General features: G+C 69.0%; 16 protein-coding genes. 5 read left to right on the top strand and 11 right to left on the bottom strand.

Features of this window, described 5'->3' with window-relative positions; all coding sequences use genetic code 11:
• Positions 1 to 37: 37 nt before the first annotated feature.
• The 6 genes from folE to dacB all read right to left on the bottom strand — a co-directional run bounded on the left by folE (position 38) and on the right by dacB (position 7,088).
• Complete coding sequence (gene folE, locus ACFLIM_RS16810; protein WP_393166279.1) at positions 38 to 616, bottom strand: GTP cyclohydrolase I FolE; 579 nt, start codon at positions 614 to 616, stop codon at positions 38 to 40.
• The gene (gene ftsH, locus ACFLIM_RS16805; RefSeq protein ID WP_393166276.1) at positions 613 to 2,607 is read right to left on the bottom strand and encodes an ATP-dependent zinc metalloprotease FtsH; all 1,995 of its coding nucleotides are present in this window, start codon (positions 2,605 to 2,607) and stop codon (positions 613 to 615) included. The genes folE and ftsH overlap by 4 nt, the downstream gene beginning before the upstream one ends.
• A 238-nt stretch (positions 2,608 to 2,845) precedes the next feature.
• Positions 2,846 to 3,382, bottom strand: coding sequence for a hypoxanthine phosphoribosyltransferase (hpt, locus tag ACFLIM_RS16800; protein ID WP_449291474.1), 537 nt, complete (start codon positions 3,380 to 3,382; stop codon positions 2,846 to 2,848).
• Positions 3,383 to 3,408: 26 nt separating this feature from the next.
• Complete coding sequence (gene tilS, locus ACFLIM_RS16795; RefSeq protein WP_393166272.1) at positions 3,409 to 4,410, bottom strand: tRNA lysidine(34) synthetase TilS; 1,002 nt, start codon at positions 4,408 to 4,410, stop codon at positions 3,409 to 3,411.
• A gap of 164 nt (positions 4,411 to 4,574) precedes the next feature.
• Positions 4,575 to 5,651 (bottom strand): zinc-dependent metalloprotease, encoded by a 1,077-nt coding sequence (locus ACFLIM_RS16790; protein ID WP_393166270.1) that lies wholly within the window; start codon positions 5,649 to 5,651, stop codon positions 4,575 to 4,577.
• Between the two features lie 24 nt (positions 5,652 to 5,675).
• Positions 5,676 to 7,088 (bottom strand): D-alanyl-D-alanine carboxypeptidase/D-alanyl-D-alanine endopeptidase, encoded by a 1,413-nt coding sequence (gene dacB / locus ACFLIM_RS16785; protein WP_393166268.1) that lies wholly within the window; start codon positions 7,086 to 7,088, stop codon positions 5,676 to 5,678.
• Positions 7,089 to 7,223: 135 nt separating this feature from the next.
• Between dacB and ACFLIM_RS16780 the strand changes: the two genes are divergently transcribed.
• On the top strand, positions 7,224 to 7,721 hold the full coding sequence (locus ACFLIM_RS16780) for an inorganic diphosphatase (RefSeq protein WP_393166266.1): 498 nt from the start codon (positions 7,224 to 7,226) through the stop codon (positions 7,719 to 7,721).
• A gap of 4 nt (positions 7,722 to 7,725) precedes the next feature.
• Here ACFLIM_RS16780 and ACFLIM_RS16775 read toward each other — a convergent pair whose 3' ends face one another.
• The 5 genes from ACFLIM_RS16775 to ACFLIM_RS16755 form a co-directional block, all read right to left on the bottom strand.
• The gene (locus tag ACFLIM_RS16775; protein ID WP_393166264.1) at positions 7,726 to 8,826 is read right to left on the bottom strand and encodes a C40 family peptidase; all 1,101 of its coding nucleotides are present in this window, start codon (positions 8,824 to 8,826) and stop codon (positions 7,726 to 7,728) included.
• Positions 8,827 to 8,880: 54 nt separating this feature from the next.
• Positions 8,881 to 10,281, bottom strand: coding sequence for an RNA polymerase sigma factor (locus ACFLIM_RS16770; RefSeq protein WP_393166262.1), 1,401 nt, complete (start codon positions 10,279 to 10,281; stop codon positions 8,881 to 8,883).
• Between the two features lie 151 nt (positions 10,282 to 10,432).
• The gene (locus ACFLIM_RS16765) at positions 10,433 to 11,233 is read right to left on the bottom strand and encodes a hypothetical protein (protein WP_393166260.1); all 801 of its coding nucleotides are present in this window, start codon (positions 11,231 to 11,233) and stop codon (positions 10,433 to 10,435) included.
• A gap of 78 nt (positions 11,234 to 11,311) precedes the next feature.
• Positions 11,312 to 12,922 (bottom strand): ABC-F family ATP-binding cassette domain-containing protein, encoded by a 1,611-nt coding sequence (locus ACFLIM_RS16760; RefSeq protein ID WP_393166258.1) that lies wholly within the window; start codon positions 12,920 to 12,922, stop codon positions 11,312 to 11,314.
• A gap of 214 nt (positions 12,923 to 13,136) precedes the next feature.
• Complete coding sequence (locus ACFLIM_RS16755; RefSeq protein WP_393166256.1) at positions 13,137 to 14,093, bottom strand: phage baseplate protein; 957 nt, start codon at positions 14,091 to 14,093, stop codon at positions 13,137 to 13,139.
• 167 nt (positions 14,094 to 14,260) lie between these two features.
• On the opposite strand from ACFLIM_RS16755, the gene ACFLIM_RS16750 reads away from it, so the two are divergent.
• The 4 genes from ACFLIM_RS16750 (at position 14,261) to ACFLIM_RS16735 (ending at position 17,912) form a co-directional block, all read left to right on the top strand.
• The gene (locus tag ACFLIM_RS16750) at positions 14,261 to 15,427 is read left to right on the top strand and encodes a DUF4185 domain-containing protein (protein ID WP_393166253.1); all 1,167 of its coding nucleotides are present in this window, start codon (positions 14,261 to 14,263) and stop codon (positions 15,425 to 15,427) included.
• On the top strand, positions 15,424 to 16,434 hold the full coding sequence (locus tag ACFLIM_RS16745) for a DUF4432 family protein (protein WP_393166251.1): 1,011 nt from the start codon (positions 15,424 to 15,426) through the stop codon (positions 16,432 to 16,434). Before ACFLIM_RS16750 ends, ACFLIM_RS16745 begins: the two co-directional genes overlap by 4 nt.
• A 67-nt stretch (positions 16,435 to 16,501) precedes the next feature.
• Positions 16,502 to 17,272 (top strand): SDR family NAD(P)-dependent oxidoreductase, encoded by a 771-nt coding sequence (locus ACFLIM_RS16740; protein ID WP_393166249.1) that lies wholly within the window; start codon positions 16,502 to 16,504, stop codon positions 17,270 to 17,272.
• Positions 17,273 to 17,492: 220 nt separating this feature from the next.
• On the top strand, positions 17,493 to 17,912 hold the full coding sequence (locus ACFLIM_RS16735; RefSeq protein ID WP_393166247.1) for a peptidase inhibitor family I36 protein: 420 nt from the start codon (positions 17,493 to 17,495) through the stop codon (positions 17,910 to 17,912).
• Positions 17,913 to 17,928: the final 16 nt, after the last annotated feature.

The following is a 17,928-nucleotide window of genomic DNA, read 5'->3' as shown; positions in this document are numbered from 1 at the left end:
CTGACATCGTGGGTACCCCGTTCGGTGATCGACTTGGTCAGCGGCCCAGGATGAGCGCCATCGCCTCGGACCGGGTCTTGTCGCTGGTGCGGAAGTCGCCGCGGACGGCCGAGGTGACGGTCTTGGCACCCGGTTTGCGTACGCCGCGCATCGTCATGCACAGATGCTCGGCCTCGACCACCACGATCACCCCGCGCGGATCCAGCACCCGCATCAGGGCGTCGGCGATCTGGGACGTCATGCGCTCCTGCACCTGGGGCCGGCGGGCGAACACGTCCACCAGCCGGGCCAGCTTGGACAGGCCCGTCACCTGCCCGGCTTCGTTGGGGATGTAACCCACGTGGGCCACCCCGTGGAACGGGACCAGGTGGTGCTCGCACGTGCTATATACCTCTATGTCCCTTACAAGCACCATTTCGTCGTGGTCGACGTCGAAGACCTTGGTCAGGACGTCTTCAGGCGTCAGGCCGAGCCCGGAATACTGCTCGGCCATGGCCCGGGCGACCCGGGACGGGGTGTCGAGCAGGCCGTCACGGTCGGGATCCTCGCCGATGGCGTAGAGGATCTCGCGTACGGCCTTCTCGATCCGGCCCAGGTCCACGTCGTAATGCGTCACGCACTTTCTCCGGACGGGAGGGCGTCCTGGTGGCCGGTGGTGAGCGAGCCGTTGGCCGACTGCTCCTTGGGGGTCAGGATCGGCGGGCGGTCCGACGGGAGCCGCTTGCCGTAGCCCGCGTAGGACGGGCGGTGCTCCTTGATGACCACCGGAGCGAAGATCTGGAGCACCAGGTCGCGGGAGAGGGTCTCCTTCTCCATGAGCTCCAGCACCAGGTTGTCGAGCACGTCGCGGTATTCGACCAGGATGTCCCACGCCTGGTCGTGCGCCGTCTCGATCATCCGGCGGACCTCCTCGTCGATCGTGGAGGCGATCTTCTCGGAGTAGTCGCGCTCATGACCCATCTCACGGCCCAGGAAGACCTCCGCCTGACCAGAGCCGAACTTGCGGGCACCGAGCTGCTCGCTCATGCCGTACTCGACCACCATGCGGCGGGCGACGGCGGTGGCCTTCTCGATGTCGTTGGAGGCGCCGGTGGTGGGCTCGTGGAAGACGAGCTCCTCCGCCGCGCGGCCGCCGAGCAGCATCGCGAGCTGGTCCATCATCTCCGACCTGGTGGCCAGGAACTTGTCCTCCATCGGCAGCGTCATCGTGTAACCGAGGGCGCGGCCGCGGGACAGGATCGTGATCTTGTGGACCGGGTCGGAGTTGGGCAGCGCGTGCGCCACCAGCGCGTGACCGCCCTCGTGATAGGCGATCATCTTCTTTTCCTTGTCGGACATGACCCGCGTCTTGCGCTCGGGCCCTGCCATGACGCGGTCGATCGCCTCCTCGAGAGTGTCCATCGTGATCAGCTTCTGGTCGGCCCGCGCGGTGAGCAGGGCCGCCTCGTTGATCACGTTGGCCAGGTCGGCGCCGGTGAACCCGGGGGTGCGGCGCGCGATGATGTCGAGGTCGACGCTGGGGTCGAACGGCTTGCCGCGGCCGTGGACCTTGAGGATGCCCTTGCGGCCCTCGAGGTCGGGGCGGTCGACGGTGACCTGCCGGTCGAACCGGCCGGGGCGCAGCAGCGCCGGGTCGAGGATGTCGGGCCGGTTGGTTGCGGCGATGAGGATCACGCCGCCCTTGACGTCGAAGCCGTCCATCTCGACGAGCAGCTGGTTGAGCGTCTGCTCGCGCTCGTCGTGACCGCCGCCCAGACCGGCGCCGCGGTGGCGGCCGACCGCGTCGATCTCGTCGATGAAGATGATCGCCGGGGCGTTGGCCTTCGCCTGCTCGAACAGGTCGCGAACGCGCGAGGCGCCGACACCGACGAACATCTCGACGAAGTCGGAGCCGGAGATCGAGTAGAACGGCACACCCGCCTCGCCGGCGACCGCGCGGGCCAGCAGGGTCTTGCCGGTGCCGGGCGGGCCGTACAGCAGCACGCCCTTGGGGATCTTGGCGCCGATCGCCTGGAACTTGGCCGGGGCCTGCAGGAACTCCTTGATCTCCTGGAGCTCCTCGATGGCCTCGTCGGCCCCCGCGACGTCGGCGAACGTGGTCTTGGGGGTGTCTTTCGTGATGAGCTTGGCCTTGGACTTGCCGAAGTTCATCACCCGCGAGCCGCCGCCCTGCATCTGGTTCATGATGAACAGGAAGATCAGCACGATGATGACGATCGGCAGGAAGCTCACCAGGATGCTGACCAGGAAGTTTTCCTGCGGCACCTCGGTGGTGAAGCTCTTGGTCTTGCCCGCCTGGACCTGAGCCTGCAGCTCGTCGGTCAGCTTGCCGCCGTAACCGGTAACCCAGTCGGACTGGATCAGCTTCGCCGGGGCGTCACCCGGCCTGACCACGACCGGATTGGTCAGCGTGACCTCGATCCGGTTGTCCTTGTCGACGATCTTGGCGCTGCTGACGTTTCCGGCGCGAATCTGCTGGAGGACCGTGGACGTGTCGGCCTGCTTGTAATTGCCCCCGCCGCTCCAAAGCTGGGTGACGAGCAGGAGCAGCACGACGATGCCCAGGATCCACAGCAGTGGCCCACGTGTAAATCGCTTGAGATCCATCCGATGCGGAACCCCTTGCGGGCCCGTCCCTTCCTGACCATGGCCTGGAACCCCGGGCTGGCCCGGGGCCGCGGCATCCGACACCGCGACTTCTGACTACCCGAAGGGGACACGCGGTCACCCTCCCGGAGTCTGAAGGTACACCGGCACAGCGCACGGAGGGACCCGCCCGCTACACCGGCCTTGCCCTATCAACGTACGTCACGTTGCGCGATGTTCCCGGGCGCGGCCGGGATTGCTACTTATAAACGTGTGGGGCGAGAGTGCCGATGAACGGCAGGTTCCGGTATCGCTCCGCGTAGTCGAGCCCATATCCGATGACGAACTCGCTGGGAATGTCGAACCCCACGTATTTCACGTTGATCGGCACCTTCAGCGCGTCGGGTTTGCGCAGCGCGGCGCAGATCTCCAGCGAGGCCGGATTGCGCGACTTCAGGTTTTCCAGCAGCCAGTGCAGGGTCAAGCCCGAGTCGATGATGTCCTCGACGATGAGCACATGGCGGTTCAAGATGTCGGTGTCGAGGTCTTTCAACACGCGCACGACGCCGGACGACTTGGTGCCCGCGCCGTACGACGACACCGCCATCCAGTCCATCTGCACGGGCAGGTGCAACGCTCTGGCCAGGTCGGCCATCACCATGACGGCGCCCTTGAGCACGCCCACGAGCAACACGTCCTTGCCCGCGTAATCCTGGTCTATCCGCCCGGCAAGCTCTTTGATCTTGGCCTGGAGCTCGTCCTCCGGAATGAGGACCTTCTCGAGGTCTTTGCCCATGTCGGCAGCGTCCACCTGATGGTTCCTTACGCGATGGGACTGATGGCGAGTATCAGGGTGCCATACCGCCGGACGGCGGACAGGCCCCCGGGCAGGTCCACCGCTTTCTGCCCGCGCCACCGCGTGACCAGCCGGTCCACGGCCAGCACGTGGGTGGCCGAAAGGGCGCCGGACGGGGCTCCCGCCGCGATGGCCGCTCGCCGCAACACCCGCCGCCTGACGGCGTCGGGCAGCTTCTCCAGCTCTGGTACGGCCAGCGTGACCGACCCGCCGATATCGCTAAGAGCGCAATTTTGATACGCCTTTTCCGTCCATTGGTCCAGGGCGTCGGCGTCTTCGCGGGCCATCCTGGCGGTCCTGGCGAGCGCCTCGGCCACTCCTGGGCCCAGCTCCTGTTCCAGGACGGGGAGAACGTTCCTTCTCACCCGGACTCTGGTGTAGCGGAGGTCTTCGTTGTGCGGGTCGTCCCAGGGGGTGAGGCCCTGGGCTCGGCAGGCCCGCACGGTGGTGCTTCTGGGGAGGTCGAGCAGTGGCCTGCGGTAGCGGCCGGCTTCCGCGGCCATGCCGGAGAGCGAGCGCACGCCGCTGCCCCTGGCCAGGCCGAGGAGGACCGTTTCCGCCTGGTCGTCCCTGGTGTGCCCGAGCAGGACGGCCGCCGCCTGGAGCCTGTCGGCCGCCTCGGCCAGCGCCGCGTACCTGGCCTCCCTGGCCGCCGCCTCCGGGCCTCCCGCGGTGCCTACGGTGACGGTGAGCACTTCGGCGGGGTGGAGGCCGAGCTGTTTGGCTATGGCGGCGACTTGCCGGGCTCGCTCGGCCGATCCGGGCTGGAGTTGGTGGTCCACGGTCAGCAGCCCGGCCCTCAGGCCCATCCTGGGGGCCACGAACGCCAGGGCGGCGGCCAGGGCCAGCGAATCGGCTCCGCCGCTGCACGCCGCCAGAACCAGCGCGTCCCGCCGGATGTCGGCCAGCGCCTCACGCACTGCCCTGCGGACATCGGCTACGGCTGGATGTGGGCCCACAGGTGCCATTCTCGCGGGTTACCGCACGTTGTAGCGCCATCCCACACTCGACGGCCGGACTCCGCCGCACCACTGCCCGCCGACGCGGCGTCACGAGAGTGGGGCGCGCCCGTGCTGCGGGCCGTGGGCCGATGGGTGTGTCCTGCGGACGTGTCCAGACCGTCTCAGTGGGGTTAGGCCGGGAGGGCCGGGGTGCCTATGACGCGGTTGATCCAGGTGTCCGGGTCGGCGATCTCCGGGGTCGTGGGCAACGTTTCCGGTGAGGTCCAGACCTTGTTGAAGCCGTCCATCCCCACCCGGTCCACCACCTTGCGGACGAAGGCCGAGCCCTCCGCGTACTGCTTCATTTTGACTTCGATCCCCAGCAGCCGCCGGACCGTGCGGTCGAGGCGGGAGCCGCCCTCCCGGCGTTGGGCGAACTTGGCGCGGATCTCCGCCACCGAGGGCACCACCGTCGGGCCCACCGCGTCCATGACGAAGTCCCCGTGGCCTTCCACCAGGGTCATCACGGCCGTCAGACGGTCGAGGATCTCCTTCTGGCCCGGCGACTGGATGGCGTCGATCAGGCTGCCATCGCCGCCGCGCACCACGTCGGCCACCGTGTCGGCGGCGGTGCGGAGGCGTTCGAGCAGCGTGGGCAGGTCGAGGTCCGAGGCGAGCAGGAACTCGGTCATCTGCGAGCGGACGTATTCCCGCAACCACGTCACGCCCGTGAACTGGACGCGGTGCGTCTCCTCGTGGAGGCAGACCCACAGGCGGAAGTCGTGGGGGTCGACGCCCATCTCGCGTTCGGCGTGGACGATGTTGGGGGCGACCAGGGTGAGGCGGCCCGCGGCCTCCTGGCCTGTGGGGTCGGGAGGGAGGAAGAGCTCGTACTGGCCCAGCACGCGCGATGCGAGGAAGGCCAGGACCGCCCCGACCTCCACGCCCGTGATGCGGGAACCCACGGCGGTGACGATGGCGGGAGGCGGGTTGGGGCCGCTGCCCATGCGCTGCGTCAGCGGCTCGAGCACCACGCGGAAGCCCTCGACGTTCGCCTTGATCCAGCCGGGCCGGTCGACGACGGTCGCGGGTTGTGGCGCGGTCTCTGTGTGGATTTTGGTGAACTCGCGCACGTGGCCCTCGGCCTCACGTGACAGGGTGCGGAGCTCGGTGACGGCCTGCCTGGCCTCCTCCCGGCTCACCTGAGGACCGGGGCGCACCAGGCGCGTGCCGGTCGTGACGGCCAGATCCCAGTCGATCACCTGCATAACGTCCACCGTACGTGGTTCCCGTTAAGAACGCGCGACGATGGCGGCGAGCCGGTCGAGTACGGGTTCGGCGGTGACCGGTACCCGGTCCGCCATGAACGCGAAGGTGACCAGCCGCCCGTCCTTCGTCGTCGCCATGCCCGCCAGCGTGTTGACGTTGTTGAGCGTGCCGGTCTTGGCGCGTACGAGGCCGACCTGGCCCTTGCTGTCACTGCCGGTGAACCGCCGGCCGTTGCCCAGCGTGCCGGAGAAGCCGGCGATCGGCATGCCCGAGGCGATGGCGTGCAGGCCGGGGTATCTCGCGGAGCCGGCCATGGCGATCAGCTTGGCCAGGGCATGGGGGCTGATGCGGTTGCGGGTGGACAGGCCGCTGCCGTCGGAGAGCGCGATGCCGCCGTCTACTCCCAGCCGCTTCAGGACAGCCACCACCGCCTTGGTTCCCCCCTCGAACGACGCCTGCCGGCCCTCCTTGATCGCCACCTGTCTGGCCAGGTGCTCGGCCAGGTCGTCGTCGCTGTAGGTCAGGGTGTGTTCGACCAGGGAGTAGAGGGGCGCCGAGTCCACTCTGCCCAACTCGGCGGCGCCCGCCGGGGCCTTGCCCGGGCGTACGGACTTCGACACCGCGATGCCGCGCTTGGTGAGGAGCTTGGCGAAGGCGTCGGCGGCGTACTGGGGCGGGTTGGCGACCCGGGGCTGGGAGTAGCGGGGGTCCTGGCGGCCCTCGTCCATCGTCAGGGAGTAGACGGGTGACACCTCGCCGTCGGGGATGTAGTTCGGCTTCCAGCCTGGGGCGGTGGATGCGCCGGCGTAGAGCGAGATGTCGTACGAAAGCGTGATTTTTTTCAGGCCCTGCGATTTGAGCGTCGCCGCGGTGCGGGCGGCCAACGTGGCGAGGCTGGCCTGCTTCGGGTAGGACGGCTTGGCCGCAGGGCCCGCGAGCAGCGGGTCGCCGCCGCCCACCAGGATCGCGGTGCCGGGCCGCTGGCCCTGCACGACCCTCGTGGACAGGCGGGTGTCCGGGCCCAGGGCGGCGAGGGCGGCGGCGCAGGTGGCGACCTTCGTGGTCGAGGCCGGGGTGATGGCGACGTCCTGGTTGGAGGCGAAGATCTGCTCGCCCGTGGTCGCGTCGAGCACGATGGCCCCGACCCGGTCGCCCAGCGCCTCGTCACCCAGGGCATCGGTGAGCTGCCGCGTCAAAGTACCCTTGGTCGGGAGAGGTCCGTCCCCCGACTTCGCCGAAAGCTGGGCCAGCACAGGTCCCGAGGTGACCACGGGGACGGGGGGAGGCCCTTCCGGCGTCGGCTTGGCCGGTGGAGGCTGCCTCGTCAACGCGCCAAGGCTGAAGTCGGTGGTCATCGCGTAAATGCCGATGACGATCGTCAGGACTTGGAGCACGGCGAGAGTGGTCAGCATCACCCACCGGTCGTGCCGCGCCACGTCGCCTGCCCTCTCTCCTGTGTTCGCCTACGAGACATTAACGCCCAGCCGGGGGTTCCCGGGGGCTTGAGTGCGGGAGACGAAGCCGAGCCGGGTGTCAGGTGAGGCGGGCTCGCCCCATGAGAAAGGACCGCGGTGGAGTTCGACGTCGTCGTTGAGATTCCCAAGGGGCAACGGAACAAGTACGAAGTGGACCACAAGACCGGGAAGATCCGGCTCGACCGGCTGCTGTTCACCTCGACCCAATACCCCGCCGACTACGGCTTCATCGAGCACACCCTCGGCGAGGACGGCGACCCGTTGGACGCGCTGGTGTTGCTGCAGGAGCCGACGTTCCCCGGTTGTTACATCACGTGCCGGGCGGTGGGCATGTTCCGGATGACGGACGAGAAGGGCGGCGACGACAAGGTCCTGTGCGTGCCGTCCACCGACCCTCGGATGCATCACATCCAGGACATCCATCATGTGTCGGAGTTCGACCGGCTGGAGATCCAGCACTTCTTCGAGGTCTACAAGGACCTGGAGCCGGGCAAGTCCGTCGAGGGCGCCAACTGGGTGGGGCGCATCGAGGCCGAGGCTGAGATCGAGCGGTCGTTCCAGCGGGCGAAGGACGAAGGCCACCACGAGCACTGACCTCTCATCGGGGCCTGGTGGCGCCCACCAGGTCCCCACGCCAGATCGAGGAGACCCGCACCACGTCGCCGGTCTGCGGCGCGTGCACCATCTGGCCGCGGCCGACGTAGATGCCGACGTGGTGGATCGTCCCGGGGTCGCTGCTGAGGTGGCCGAAGAAGAGCAGGTCGCCGCGGCGCAGCTGGTCCAGCGGCACGTGCGGTCCCGAGGTCCACTGGGTGCCGGTCCAATGATCGATCTGTACGCCCACCTTCTCCCAGGCCCGCATCGTGAGCCCCGAGCAGTCGTAGGTCCTCGGGCCGTCGGCCGCCCACACGTACGGCTTGCCTAGCTGGGTCAGCGCCCAGTTGGCCGCCACGTCGCCCATGGCGGAGCCGCCGGCGAGCCCGGCCAGGGAGAGGGCGCGCCGCCTGGCCAGCCGCTCCGCGCGGCTGCGGGCCGCGTCCACCTCGCGCTGGAGGCGTTCGGTCTGTGCCCGCAGGCCCTTCGTCTCGCGCCGCTGCCTGGCCACGGCGGCCTCGGCGGCGAGTTTCGCCTGCTCGGCGCGTTCCGAGATGGCCTGCTGGGCCGAGTAGGCGTTCGCGGCCTGGGTACGCAGGATGGCCACGACCTCCTGGGCGTCGCGCATCCTGCCGAGGATCGCGGCCCGCTCGCCGCGCAGCTGCCCGAGCACGCCTGCCCGGTGCAGGAAGCCGTCCGCGTCCCCCTGGTCGATGATCATGGCGACCAGGGGGTCCATCGGTCCCAGCCCGGTGTAGCTCTCCGCCGCCAGCAGCGCGACGTCCTGCCGGGCCCGCTCGACCTCGGCGTCGGCCGCCGCCAGGCGGGTCCTGGCCTGCTCGTGGGCCTGCTCGGCGTGCCGGAGCCGGACGATCTCGCCGTTGTACGCCTCCACCAGCCGCTCCACCTCGCCGGCCAGCTGGTCCAGCCGCGACTGCGCCGTGGCCAGCTTCGCGGTCGTCGCGCCCAGTTCCTTCGACCGCTCCTGGGCATTCTGGCGGGCCTTCTTCACATCGCGTGAGGAGGGACTCGGGTCGGCCGCGACCGGCGAGCACAGGGTGACGATCAGGCAGCACGCGAGGAGCCCGGCCCGGAATGCGCGCATAGGTCCCCCCGGAAACAAATGGTTACTCTATGCACACAGTTCCCGCCAATTCGCTCACGTAACGTGATCGGAGGAGGTCGGGCTCACTGTTGAGGTCGCCGAGGGCTCCTCCGTGGGGATGGGAGTGGCCGTTTCCGTCGGGGTCGGGGTCGGCGTTGGGGTGGGTGTGGGGGTCGGGGTAGGGCAGGGAGTGCTGGGGTTCGAGGGCGGGGGCTCTTCTGGGGGTGGCTCTTCCGGCGGGGCGTCGGTTGGAGGTTGCTCCCGCGGCGGGGTCGGCTCCGGATCCAGGGGTTTCGGCGACGGTGGCGCGCCGCTGGTCGGCCTCGAACGTATGGGCACGTGAGTCGGTACGGCCGGAGGCGGCGCGGGAGTCGACGACTGTGTCACCCCCAACGGCTTCGTGGCCGTGCTGTCGAGGATGGGCTTCACGGTCAACGGGATGTCCTGCGGATCGGCCCGCCAGGGCAGCTTGATGCCGGGCGGCTCGCCCGTCGCGGGGAAGGCGGCCGTGGCCACACCTGACACTCCGCCGTTCTCCCTGCCGATCTGAGTGAAGATCACCGCTATCGCCACCAGGGCCGCGACCGCCGCCAGCGCGCCTGCCAGCGCCTGAGGCCACCTTCGAACGCGCTTCGCCGCGGGAACGGGAAACCCGGCGGCGCCCAGCGCGCTCGTACGCCTGGCGACGTACCGGCGGTAGGGCAGCAACTCGGGGTCCATGAAGCAGCTCATCACCCGGATCCGCAACGAGTCGGGCAGCGTCATCCCGGGCAGCAGTTCGAACACCTTGGCCGCCGACACCTGGCGGGTGCGGTGCGGCGCGCAGATCTCGCAGCGCGGGAGGTGCCTGACCAGGTGCTCGCGCATCTCACCCGTCAGCTCGCCGGAGAAGCCGGCGAGGATGCGGGCCCGCCGCGGGCAGTCGTACGGGCCCTTCCTGGCCAGGAACTCGGCGGTGATCGCGTCGCCCAGGCGCTGGCGGGCCGCCTCCTGGACCGGCTCCACCTGGCGTAGCGGGATCCCGAGCACCTGGGCCAGCTCGGGGGCGGGCAGCTCGTGCCGGTACGAGAGCTCCAGGGCCTCCCGGTCGGCGACGGGCAGGCTCTGGACGGCGTTCCAGGCCATGATCCGCAGGTCGGCGTCGGCCGGGTCGTCCAGCGGTGGCGCCTCGGCCAGGGCCGCACCGGCGCCTGGTGGCGCGGCGGCCCTGCGGCGCAGGCACTCGGCGCGGGCCAGCGCGTACAGCCAGGTGCGGAGCCTGCCGGGGTCGGCCAGGGCGCCCGCGTGCGCCTCGGCGGTGATCAGCGTGTCGCGGAGCGCCACCTGGGCGCTGTCGGCGCTCAGCAGGAGGGACCAGCAGTATCGGTAGAGGCTCTCCGCGTACGCGTCGTAGAGCGCGGCGAGGGCGCCTGGATCATGGGCGCGAAGGGCTTCGACCAGGACGCGGTCATTCATATGACCGAAGGTAATGGATCGGTAACTAATAGTTCTACCGATTCCGGGGCGATGGCTTCGCTTGGCGGGTGAGGCGCGCGGATTTCGTACGGATAAATGATCTGATGGCCACCCCAAAGCCCGATTTTTCGGGCTTTGGGGTGGCTTTTCATTACTCCTTGTGATCTGCGATGACCTGCGTGCTCCGGTCCTCCGCGAACGGCTCGGTCGTGGACTTGGCCGTCTGCACCGGCACGGCCCCGCCGAGCGCCAGGTCCTCGTAGGGACGGCCGGTGGACCCCCAGGTCCTGGCCGTGACCTCGGTCTTGGCCGCGCGGGCCCCCGCGGGGAGCCCCGTCACGGTGAGGATGAATCTGGGCGGCCTGCCCGCTTTCACATCGTCCACGAACGTGCTGCCGCCGCCGATAAGTTTGCCCGAATTGTCGCGCAGCAACGCGTTCACGACGAGGCTGCTGGCGGATATCTGATAAGGATTGTCGACATATCCGGTTATAAGGTATGAGCCGTCTTTCTGGCGCAATGTCTGAACGCGCGAGATGGGGAACCGCTGGAACGCCGACGGGATCCGGGCCGCGGGCCGCCATTGCGCGGGGCGGTACTGGATCGTCACCTTGGCCGGCTTCTCGGCGGCGCTGGCCTGGCCGGTGAAGGCCAGCGAACCGCCCGGCGGCACGGCGTCGAGCGGCTGGTCCAGCCGGACGACCTCGGTGCCCGCCGCGTCCTGCCCGACGATCGTGGCCACGACGTGCTCGCCGAAGTGCCACGGGTTGGCGTTGCTGAGCACGCCTGCCCAGTTGACGGCGTACCCGTCGGAGGACTTGACGATGTTGGAGACCTGTTCTTTGAGCGCGAGAGGCTTGAGTGCTTGTGCTGGCTGGTCCTCGCTCGCACACCCGGCGAGGCAGATCGCCCAGAGTGCGAGGAGGCTGACGGTTCGGCTACGCGGGATCACTTTGCCGTGATAACCCGTAGATGGGTACGGAAGGCACGTGACACGCGCCTGCCGTACCAACTCTTTAACGGGGCTCTTTCAGCGGGGGCGGACCACCCTGGCCTCGTCCCAGACCGGATCCGGCGACTCGTAGACCGTGCCGTCGGAGCCGAAGACCAGGTAGCGGTCGAAGTCGGCGGCGAACCAGCGGTCGTGGGTGACCGCCATGACCGTCCCGTCGAACGCGTCCAGCCCCACCTGGAGCGCCTCCGCGCTGGCCAGGTCGAGGTTGTCGGTCGGCTCGTCGAGCAGCAGCATCGTGGCCCCCGACAGCTCCAGCAGCAGGATCTGCAGCCGCGCCTGCTGGCCGCCCGACAGCGTGTCGAACCGCTGCTCGGCGACCATCCCCGCCAGCTCGTAGCGGGCGAGCGTCTTCATGGCCTCGTTCTTGAGCTTGGCGTGCTCGGTCATGACGATCTCGACCGGGGTGCGGCCGAGCAGGTCGGGCCTGGCGTGGGTCTGGGCGAAGTGGCCGGGGACCACGCGGGCGCCCAGCCTGGCGACGCCCTGGTGGGCGATCGGCTCTCCGGCCAGCAGGCGCAGGAAGTGGGACTTGCCCGAGCCGTTGGAGCCGAGCACCGCGACGCGCTCGGCGTACCAGATCTCCAGGTCGAACGGGCGCATCAGGCCGGTCAGCTCCAGCGCCTCGCAGCTGATCGCGCGCTTGCCGGTGCGGCCGCCCTTCAGGCGCATCTTGATGTTCTGGTCGCTCGGGGCCACCTCGGGCGGCCCGGCCTCCACGAACTTGCGCAGCCGCGTCTGGGCCGCGTGGTAGGCGGCGGCCATGCCGTCGTTGTATCTGGCCTTGTTCTTGAGCATGTTGACCAGGGTCTTGAGCTTGACGTGCTCCTCGTCCCAGCGCCTGCGCAGCTCGTCGAGCCGCTCGTTGCGGGCCTTGCGGGCCTCGGCGTAGGTGGCGAACCCGCCGCCGTGGATCCAGATGTTGCCCGACTCGACGGTGACGATTCGGTCGGCCGCGTTCGCCAGCAGCTGGCGGTCGTGGCTGACCAGCAGCACGGTCTTGGGCGTCTCCCTGAGCTGCTGCTCCAGCCACTCCTTGCCGGGGACGTCGAGGTAGTTGTCGGGCTCGTCGAGCAGCAGCGTCTGGTCGGGGCCGCGGAGCAGCGCCTCGAGGACGAGCCGCTTCTGCTCACCGCCGGACAGCGTCGACACGTCCCGATATTTCACCCTTTCGTACGGCACGCCGAGCGCGGCCACCGTACAGGTGTCCCAGAGCACCTCGATGTCGTAGCCACCGGCGTCGCTGTAGTCGCTGATGGCCTGCGCGTAACGCATCTGCGTCTTCTCGTCGTCGCGCTCCATCATGGCCAGCTCGGCCTCGTCGAGCCGCTCCGCCGCCCGCCGCACGGCGGGGGGCGCGACGCCGAGCAGCAGGTCGCGCACGCTGCTGCCGTCGCGCACGCTGCCGATGAACTGCCGCATCACGCCCAGCCCGCCGGAGCTGGCCACGGAGCCGTCGACCGGCTGGAGGTCGCCGGCGATCAGCCGCATGAGCGTGGTCTTGCCCGCGCCGTTGGGCCCGACCAGCGCCGCCTTGACGCCTTCACCGATCCTGAAGGACACGTCGTTGAGCAGCGGCCGCCCATCGGGCAGCACGTATGTCAGGTGTCCTACCTCTACATGTCCCACGGCTTTTCCCTTCGAGCCCGCCCCGCGCAGGGTATCCGCCCGCCGGCCACCGGGTCATTCGGATTTTCGCCGCGTCAGGTCAGGCGGCCGGCGTGGTCGAGGATGCGGGCGTTCACCAGGTCGGGGAGGTCGAGAGCCACCGAGTGGCCGGTGCCCGGCACCACCTCGACCTCGGTCGTCGGTGTCCAGCGGCGCCTGTTCGCGGGATGACGGCTCAGACGAGCGCGTCCTTGTAGAAGATGCTGGCCTTGCGCGCGCCCGCGGCGCCCGAGGCGAGGCCGAGGCACAGGCGGGGGCGGCCCGAGACGACCTGGATGGCCATGCCCTCCGGCTCGCGGTAGTCCAGGGACTTGCCGGCCTGGCTGCGCGCGCGCTGCACCGTATCCCCCGTGCGCAGGTCGACGCTGGTGATGAAGGTGTTGCCCGGCGCGGGGTTGGAGCCGCTGTACGCGGTGCCGTCCAGCAGGTAGAGGAAGTCGCCGTAGGCGGTGTAGCCCTGGAAGACGCCCAGGCCCGACGGCTGGGCGACGTCGTACAGCTTCTTGGCCGTGCCCGACTTGACCGCCGCCAGCGAGTACGCCGCGTAGCGCGGCTTGCCCTCGACCCAGTAGCGCATGATCAGCCGGTTCGTCGAGGGGTCGATCGCGCAGGTGGTGCTGGTCGCGCCCGCGATGAGGGTGTACTTGGTGAGGGCCGCGGACGAGGCCGTCAGCGTCTGGCCGTTGACGAACTTGAACCTGGCCAGCCTTCTGCCCCAGGCGTTCTCGCCGTCGTTCACCGCGTCGGTCTCCGTCCACAGGTAGGCGGAGGTCCCCGACGGCTCGACGCCGATCTGTACGCCGTGGCCGAAGCCCATGAGGTACATGTGGCCGAGCACCGTACCGGTCAGACTGAGCTTGGTCAGGCACAGGTGGCCCGCCGCCGGCGACGCCGCGCCGTTCTTGACCTGGACCGTGTAGATGTGCCCGTTGACGTTGTCGAAGGCGAACGACTGCAGCACCGTCTCGTCGTACAGGGCCTTCTTCCAGATCAGCTGGGTGGCGGGGGCGGCCAGGTCGAACCGGTTCGCGGCGGTGGCGGCGGCTGCGGGCTTGGCGGCCAAGGCGGTCGCGGCGACACCGGCGCCGAGCTTGATCAGGCCTCTCCGGGTAACCGGCTCATGTACAGACATATTCACACCCATTCCACTTGCGATCTTTCAGCGAGTCATCACCTTAGTAGCCCCGAGATATCACGGCCAGGGGTGGGCCGGGTGTGAGGGATTGAGTGGAGGACCTAGACAGTAAGTGATCTAATGACTAGAACTGTAGGGAATCCCCTCCCCCATAGGACACAGTGATGACGCGATTTCGCTCCGCCCTCACATCTCTGGCCATCGCCTTACTCGGCTTGACGGCCGTACCGCAGCAGGCCTGGGCCGCGCCGCCCAAACCGGTCCCTTCAGCCGCACCGCAGGAGCAGCAGGTCACGCCCGCCTCCGCGTGCGCCCCGACGGTCCGGAGCGCCGCCGTCGACGCGCGGCTGACCAGCCTGTTCGGCAACTACGGCAACGACAACAGCCGGGTGGACGACTGGACCGGGGCGGACGGCACGTACTCGGTCAAACTGCCGAGCGGGCAGGAGTTGTGGGTGTTCTCCGACACCTTCCTCGGCCAGGTGAACCCCGACGGCTCGCGGCCCCCGGTGGTCGAGGAGGGCGGGACGACGGTCTTCCTGAACAACTCCTTCGCCGTCGAGCGCGACGGCAGGTTGTCCACGATCCACGACGGCACCGCCGAGCAGCCGACCGCCGTGATGCCGCCGCGCGACGACAGCCACTGGTTCTGGGCCGGTGACGCGACGCTGGCCGGGGGAATCGTCGAGGTCACCTACCAGGAGTACGAGCGGTACGGCACGGGCCCGTGGGACTGGCGCTGGCACCGGAACGTGGTGGCCAGGTTCGCGCCCGGGCGGCTCGACCAGCCGATCAGCGTGCACGACCTGCCGTCGGGGCAGGGCGTCTCCTGGGCCTCGGGCATCCTCAAGGACGGCGGATACACCTACGTGTACGGGGTCGAGGATCTCGGGTCGCCGAAGTACATGCACGTCGCCCGGGTCAAGGGGCAGAGCCTGCTGGGCCGGTGGGAGTTCCGCAAGGCCGACGGGACCTGGTCGCGGAACGAGGCCGACTCGGCGCGGGTGATGAGCGGGGTGGCGAACGAGTACAGCGTGAGCCGGGCCGGATCCGGCTATGTCCTGATCACGCATGACACGTCCGAGGCATTGAGCCCGAACATCGTGGCCTACTCGTCGTGCTCGCCGTTCGGGCCGTTCACCGGCAAGCAGCACGTCTACACGACCCCCGAGACCGGCGGGAACATCTTCACCTACAACGCCCACGCACATCCCGAAATATCGGGCAACGGCCTCGTCGTCTCGTACAACGTCAACAGCTTCGTGAACACCGACCACTACCGTGACGTGTCCATCTACCGGCCGAGATTCCTGGATGTGACGTTCGGGTGAGGCGCAACTGGGCGGCCCGGCTGCGGCACGTCACGATCGACGGGCTGCGGGCGGTCGTCCTGGAGAACGAGCGGCTGCGCGTGACCGTCGTGCCCGGCAAAGGCGGCGACGTGGTGGAATTTCTCTACAAACCCACCGACACGGATTTTGTCTGGCTCTCCCCGCAGGGCCTGCGCGACCCGCACGACCACCTCCAGGGCGCGGCCGACGACGTCGCCCAGTTCGTCGACCACTACGAGGGCGGCTGGCAGGAGATCTTCCCCAGCGGCGGCGCGCCGAGCGAGTACCGCGGCGCGCGGCTGGCCCAGCACGGGGAGGTCGCCGGGTTGCCGTGGGCGTGCGAGGTCGTGGCCGACTCCGAAGAGGAGGTCGCGGTACGGCTCAGCGTGCGTACGCGGCGGTTGCCGTACCGGATGGAGAAGGTCTTCAGGGTCAGGTCGGGTACGGCGGCGCTGGAGATCGAAGGGCGCGCCACGAACGAGTCCGGCCTGCGGCTGCCTGCCATGTGGGGGCAGCACATCGTGTACGGCAGGCCGTTCCTGCGCCCCGGGGCCAGGATCAGGCTGCCAGAGGGCGTGACCGTGATCCCGCACGCGAGCGCGATCAATCCGGACGGGCGCAGGGTCGAGGCCGGCGGGCCGTGGGAATGGCCGAGAGTGCCCGCGGCTCAAGGCGGCGAGACGGATCTGAGCGTGGTCCAGGAGCCGGGGTCGCCGAGCGACATCGTCTATCTGACCGGCTTTAACGAGGGTTGGTACGAAATTTCGGGGGATATCGGTATGCGGGTGGAGTGGGATGCGACGCTGCTGCCGTACCTGTGGATGTGGCAGGAACTCGGCGCGTCCACCGGCTACCCCTGGTGGGGACGGGTCTACACGGTGGGGCTCGAGCCGTTCTCCAGCATGCCGACCGACGGCCTGGCCGCCGCCGTGGCCAACGGCACGGCCCTCATCCTGGACCCCCACGAGACGAAGGTGTTGAGGTTGCGCGCGGAGGTTGTGGAGTGAGCGAGCGTAGCGAGCGAACAAGTAGACGCAGCAGTGTCTCACTCACGCGCCCGACGAAGGAGGGCGTGTGAGTGAGTTCAGCGGGAAGGTGGCGCTGGTCACGGGCGGTTCGATGGGCATCGGGCGGGCGGTGGTGGACCGGCTGGCCGACGGCGGGGCGTCCGTGGTGTTCTGCGGCGTCGGCAAGGAGGCGGAGTTCGACGGCGAGCGCGTCACCGGCCGGATCGCCGACGTCCGCCGGGCCGGCGAGCTGCGCGACCTGGTGGACCTGGCCGTGACCAGGTACGGCGGGCTGGACATCGTGGTGACGTGCGCGGGCGTGCAGCGGTACGGCACGGTCGAGGACACGCCTGAGGAGGTCTGGGACGAGGTGCTCGACATCAACCTCAAGGGCGTCTACCTGACGTGCAAGGCGGCCGTCCCGCAGCTCAGGGCCCGCGGCGGCGGCTCGATCGTGATCATGTCGTCCGTGCAGGCGTTCTCCTCGCAGGCGCAGGTGGCCGCCTACACCGCGAGCAAGGCCGCGCTCAACGGCCTGACCAGGGCCATGGCGCTCGACCACGCCGCGGACGGGATCAGGGTGAACGTCGTCTGCCCCGGCTCCGTGGACACCCCCATGCTGCGCTGGGCGGCGGACCTTTGGCGGGGCGAGTTGTCGCAGGAGGAGCAGGTGGCGCAGTGGGGACGCGCCCATCCGCTGGGCCGGGTCGGGCGGCCTGAGGAGGTGGCCGAGCTGGTGGCGTTCCTGGCGGGGCCGCGCTCGTCGTTCATCACCGGAGCCGAGCACCGCGTGGACGGCGGCCTGCTGGCGCGAAACCCGGCGGCGCTTCCCGAATAGCCCACAGGTTCCCCTGCCCGCTCACCAGAGCTGGCAAGCGTTGCGTCAACGCGACGAACTCCCTGGTCACCTCCCTGATAGCAGTGGGTTCGGCGGGCCGGGGCACGCGACCCTCTCCGGGCGTGGAGCCCTTATGGGATCGGCGAGTCCTAACGACTCGTATGCGATTCGGCACGCTAAGTTACAAGGTCGAAACGACTCACCCATCGAGGAGAGACCTGTGAGGCTATCCAGAAAGGCCGCCGGCTTCGTCGCCGCGGCCGCGCTGTTCACCGTGGTCGCCCCCGCTGCCACCGCGGTGGCCAGCCCCCGCTCGACCTGCTACGGCGGTCGTGTCTGCCTGTACGCAGGCTTCGACTACAACCGCGGCCAGGTCGACCACTGGCGCGACTTCATCAAGGACGACCCGAACCTGGCCGACAACAACTGGCTGAACTGGGACTTCAGCAACAGCTGGCACAGTATGGACAACGAGACCAGCTCGGTCAGGAATCGCATCGGCTGCAGCACCACCCTCTGGCAGCACGCCGGTTACACGGGCGCCCACAGCACGTTCACGAACAACTCGAACGATGGTTTCCTGGCGAACAACGCCATCGGTAACAACCGCACCAGCGCGATCGACATCTGGTGCCGCTGAGCGATAACGGGAGTGC

The sequence above is a fragment of the Nonomuraea marmarensis genome (assembly GCF_043197025.1).
Taxonomy (GTDB): domain Bacteria; phylum Actinomycetota; class Actinomycetes; order Streptosporangiales; family Streptosporangiaceae; genus Nonomuraea; species Nonomuraea marmarensis.
Note: the sequence above shows the minus strand (reverse complement) of the source record. Positions and strands in the feature narration are given on the sequence as shown.

Bases quoted from the DNA above. Each gene is read 5' to 3' on its own strand.
- ftsH (WP_393166276.1), bottom strand. From the start codon at position 2,607: ATGGATCTCAAGCGATTTACACGTGGGCCACTGCTGTGGATCCTGGGC.
- hpt (WP_449291474.1), bottom strand. From the start codon at position 3,382: ATGGGCAAAGACCTCGAGAAGGTCCTCATTCCGGAGGACGAGCTCCAG.
- tilS (WP_393166272.1), bottom strand. From the start codon at position 4,410: ATGGCACCTGTGGGCCCACATCCAGCCGTAGCCGATGTCCGCAGGGCA.
- ACFLIM_RS16790 (WP_393166270.1), bottom strand. From the start codon at position 5,651: ATGCAGGTGATCGACTGGGATCTGGCCGTCACGACCGGCACGCGCCTG.
- ACFLIM_RS16775 (WP_393166264.1), bottom strand. From the start codon at position 8,826: ATGCGCGCATTCCGGGCCGGGCTCCTCGCGTGCTGCCTGATCGTCACC.
- ACFLIM_RS16770 (WP_393166262.1), bottom strand. From the start codon at position 10,281: ATGAATGACCGCGTCCTGGTCGAAGCCCTTCGCGCCCATGATCCAGGC.
- ACFLIM_RS16755 (WP_393166256.1), bottom strand. From the start codon at position 14,093: ATGTCTGTACATGAGCCGGTTACCCGGAGAGGCCTGATCAAGCTCGGC.
- ACFLIM_RS16750 (WP_393166253.1), top strand. From the start codon at position 14,261: ATGACGCGATTTCGCTCCGCCCTCACATCTCTGGCCATCGCCTTACTC.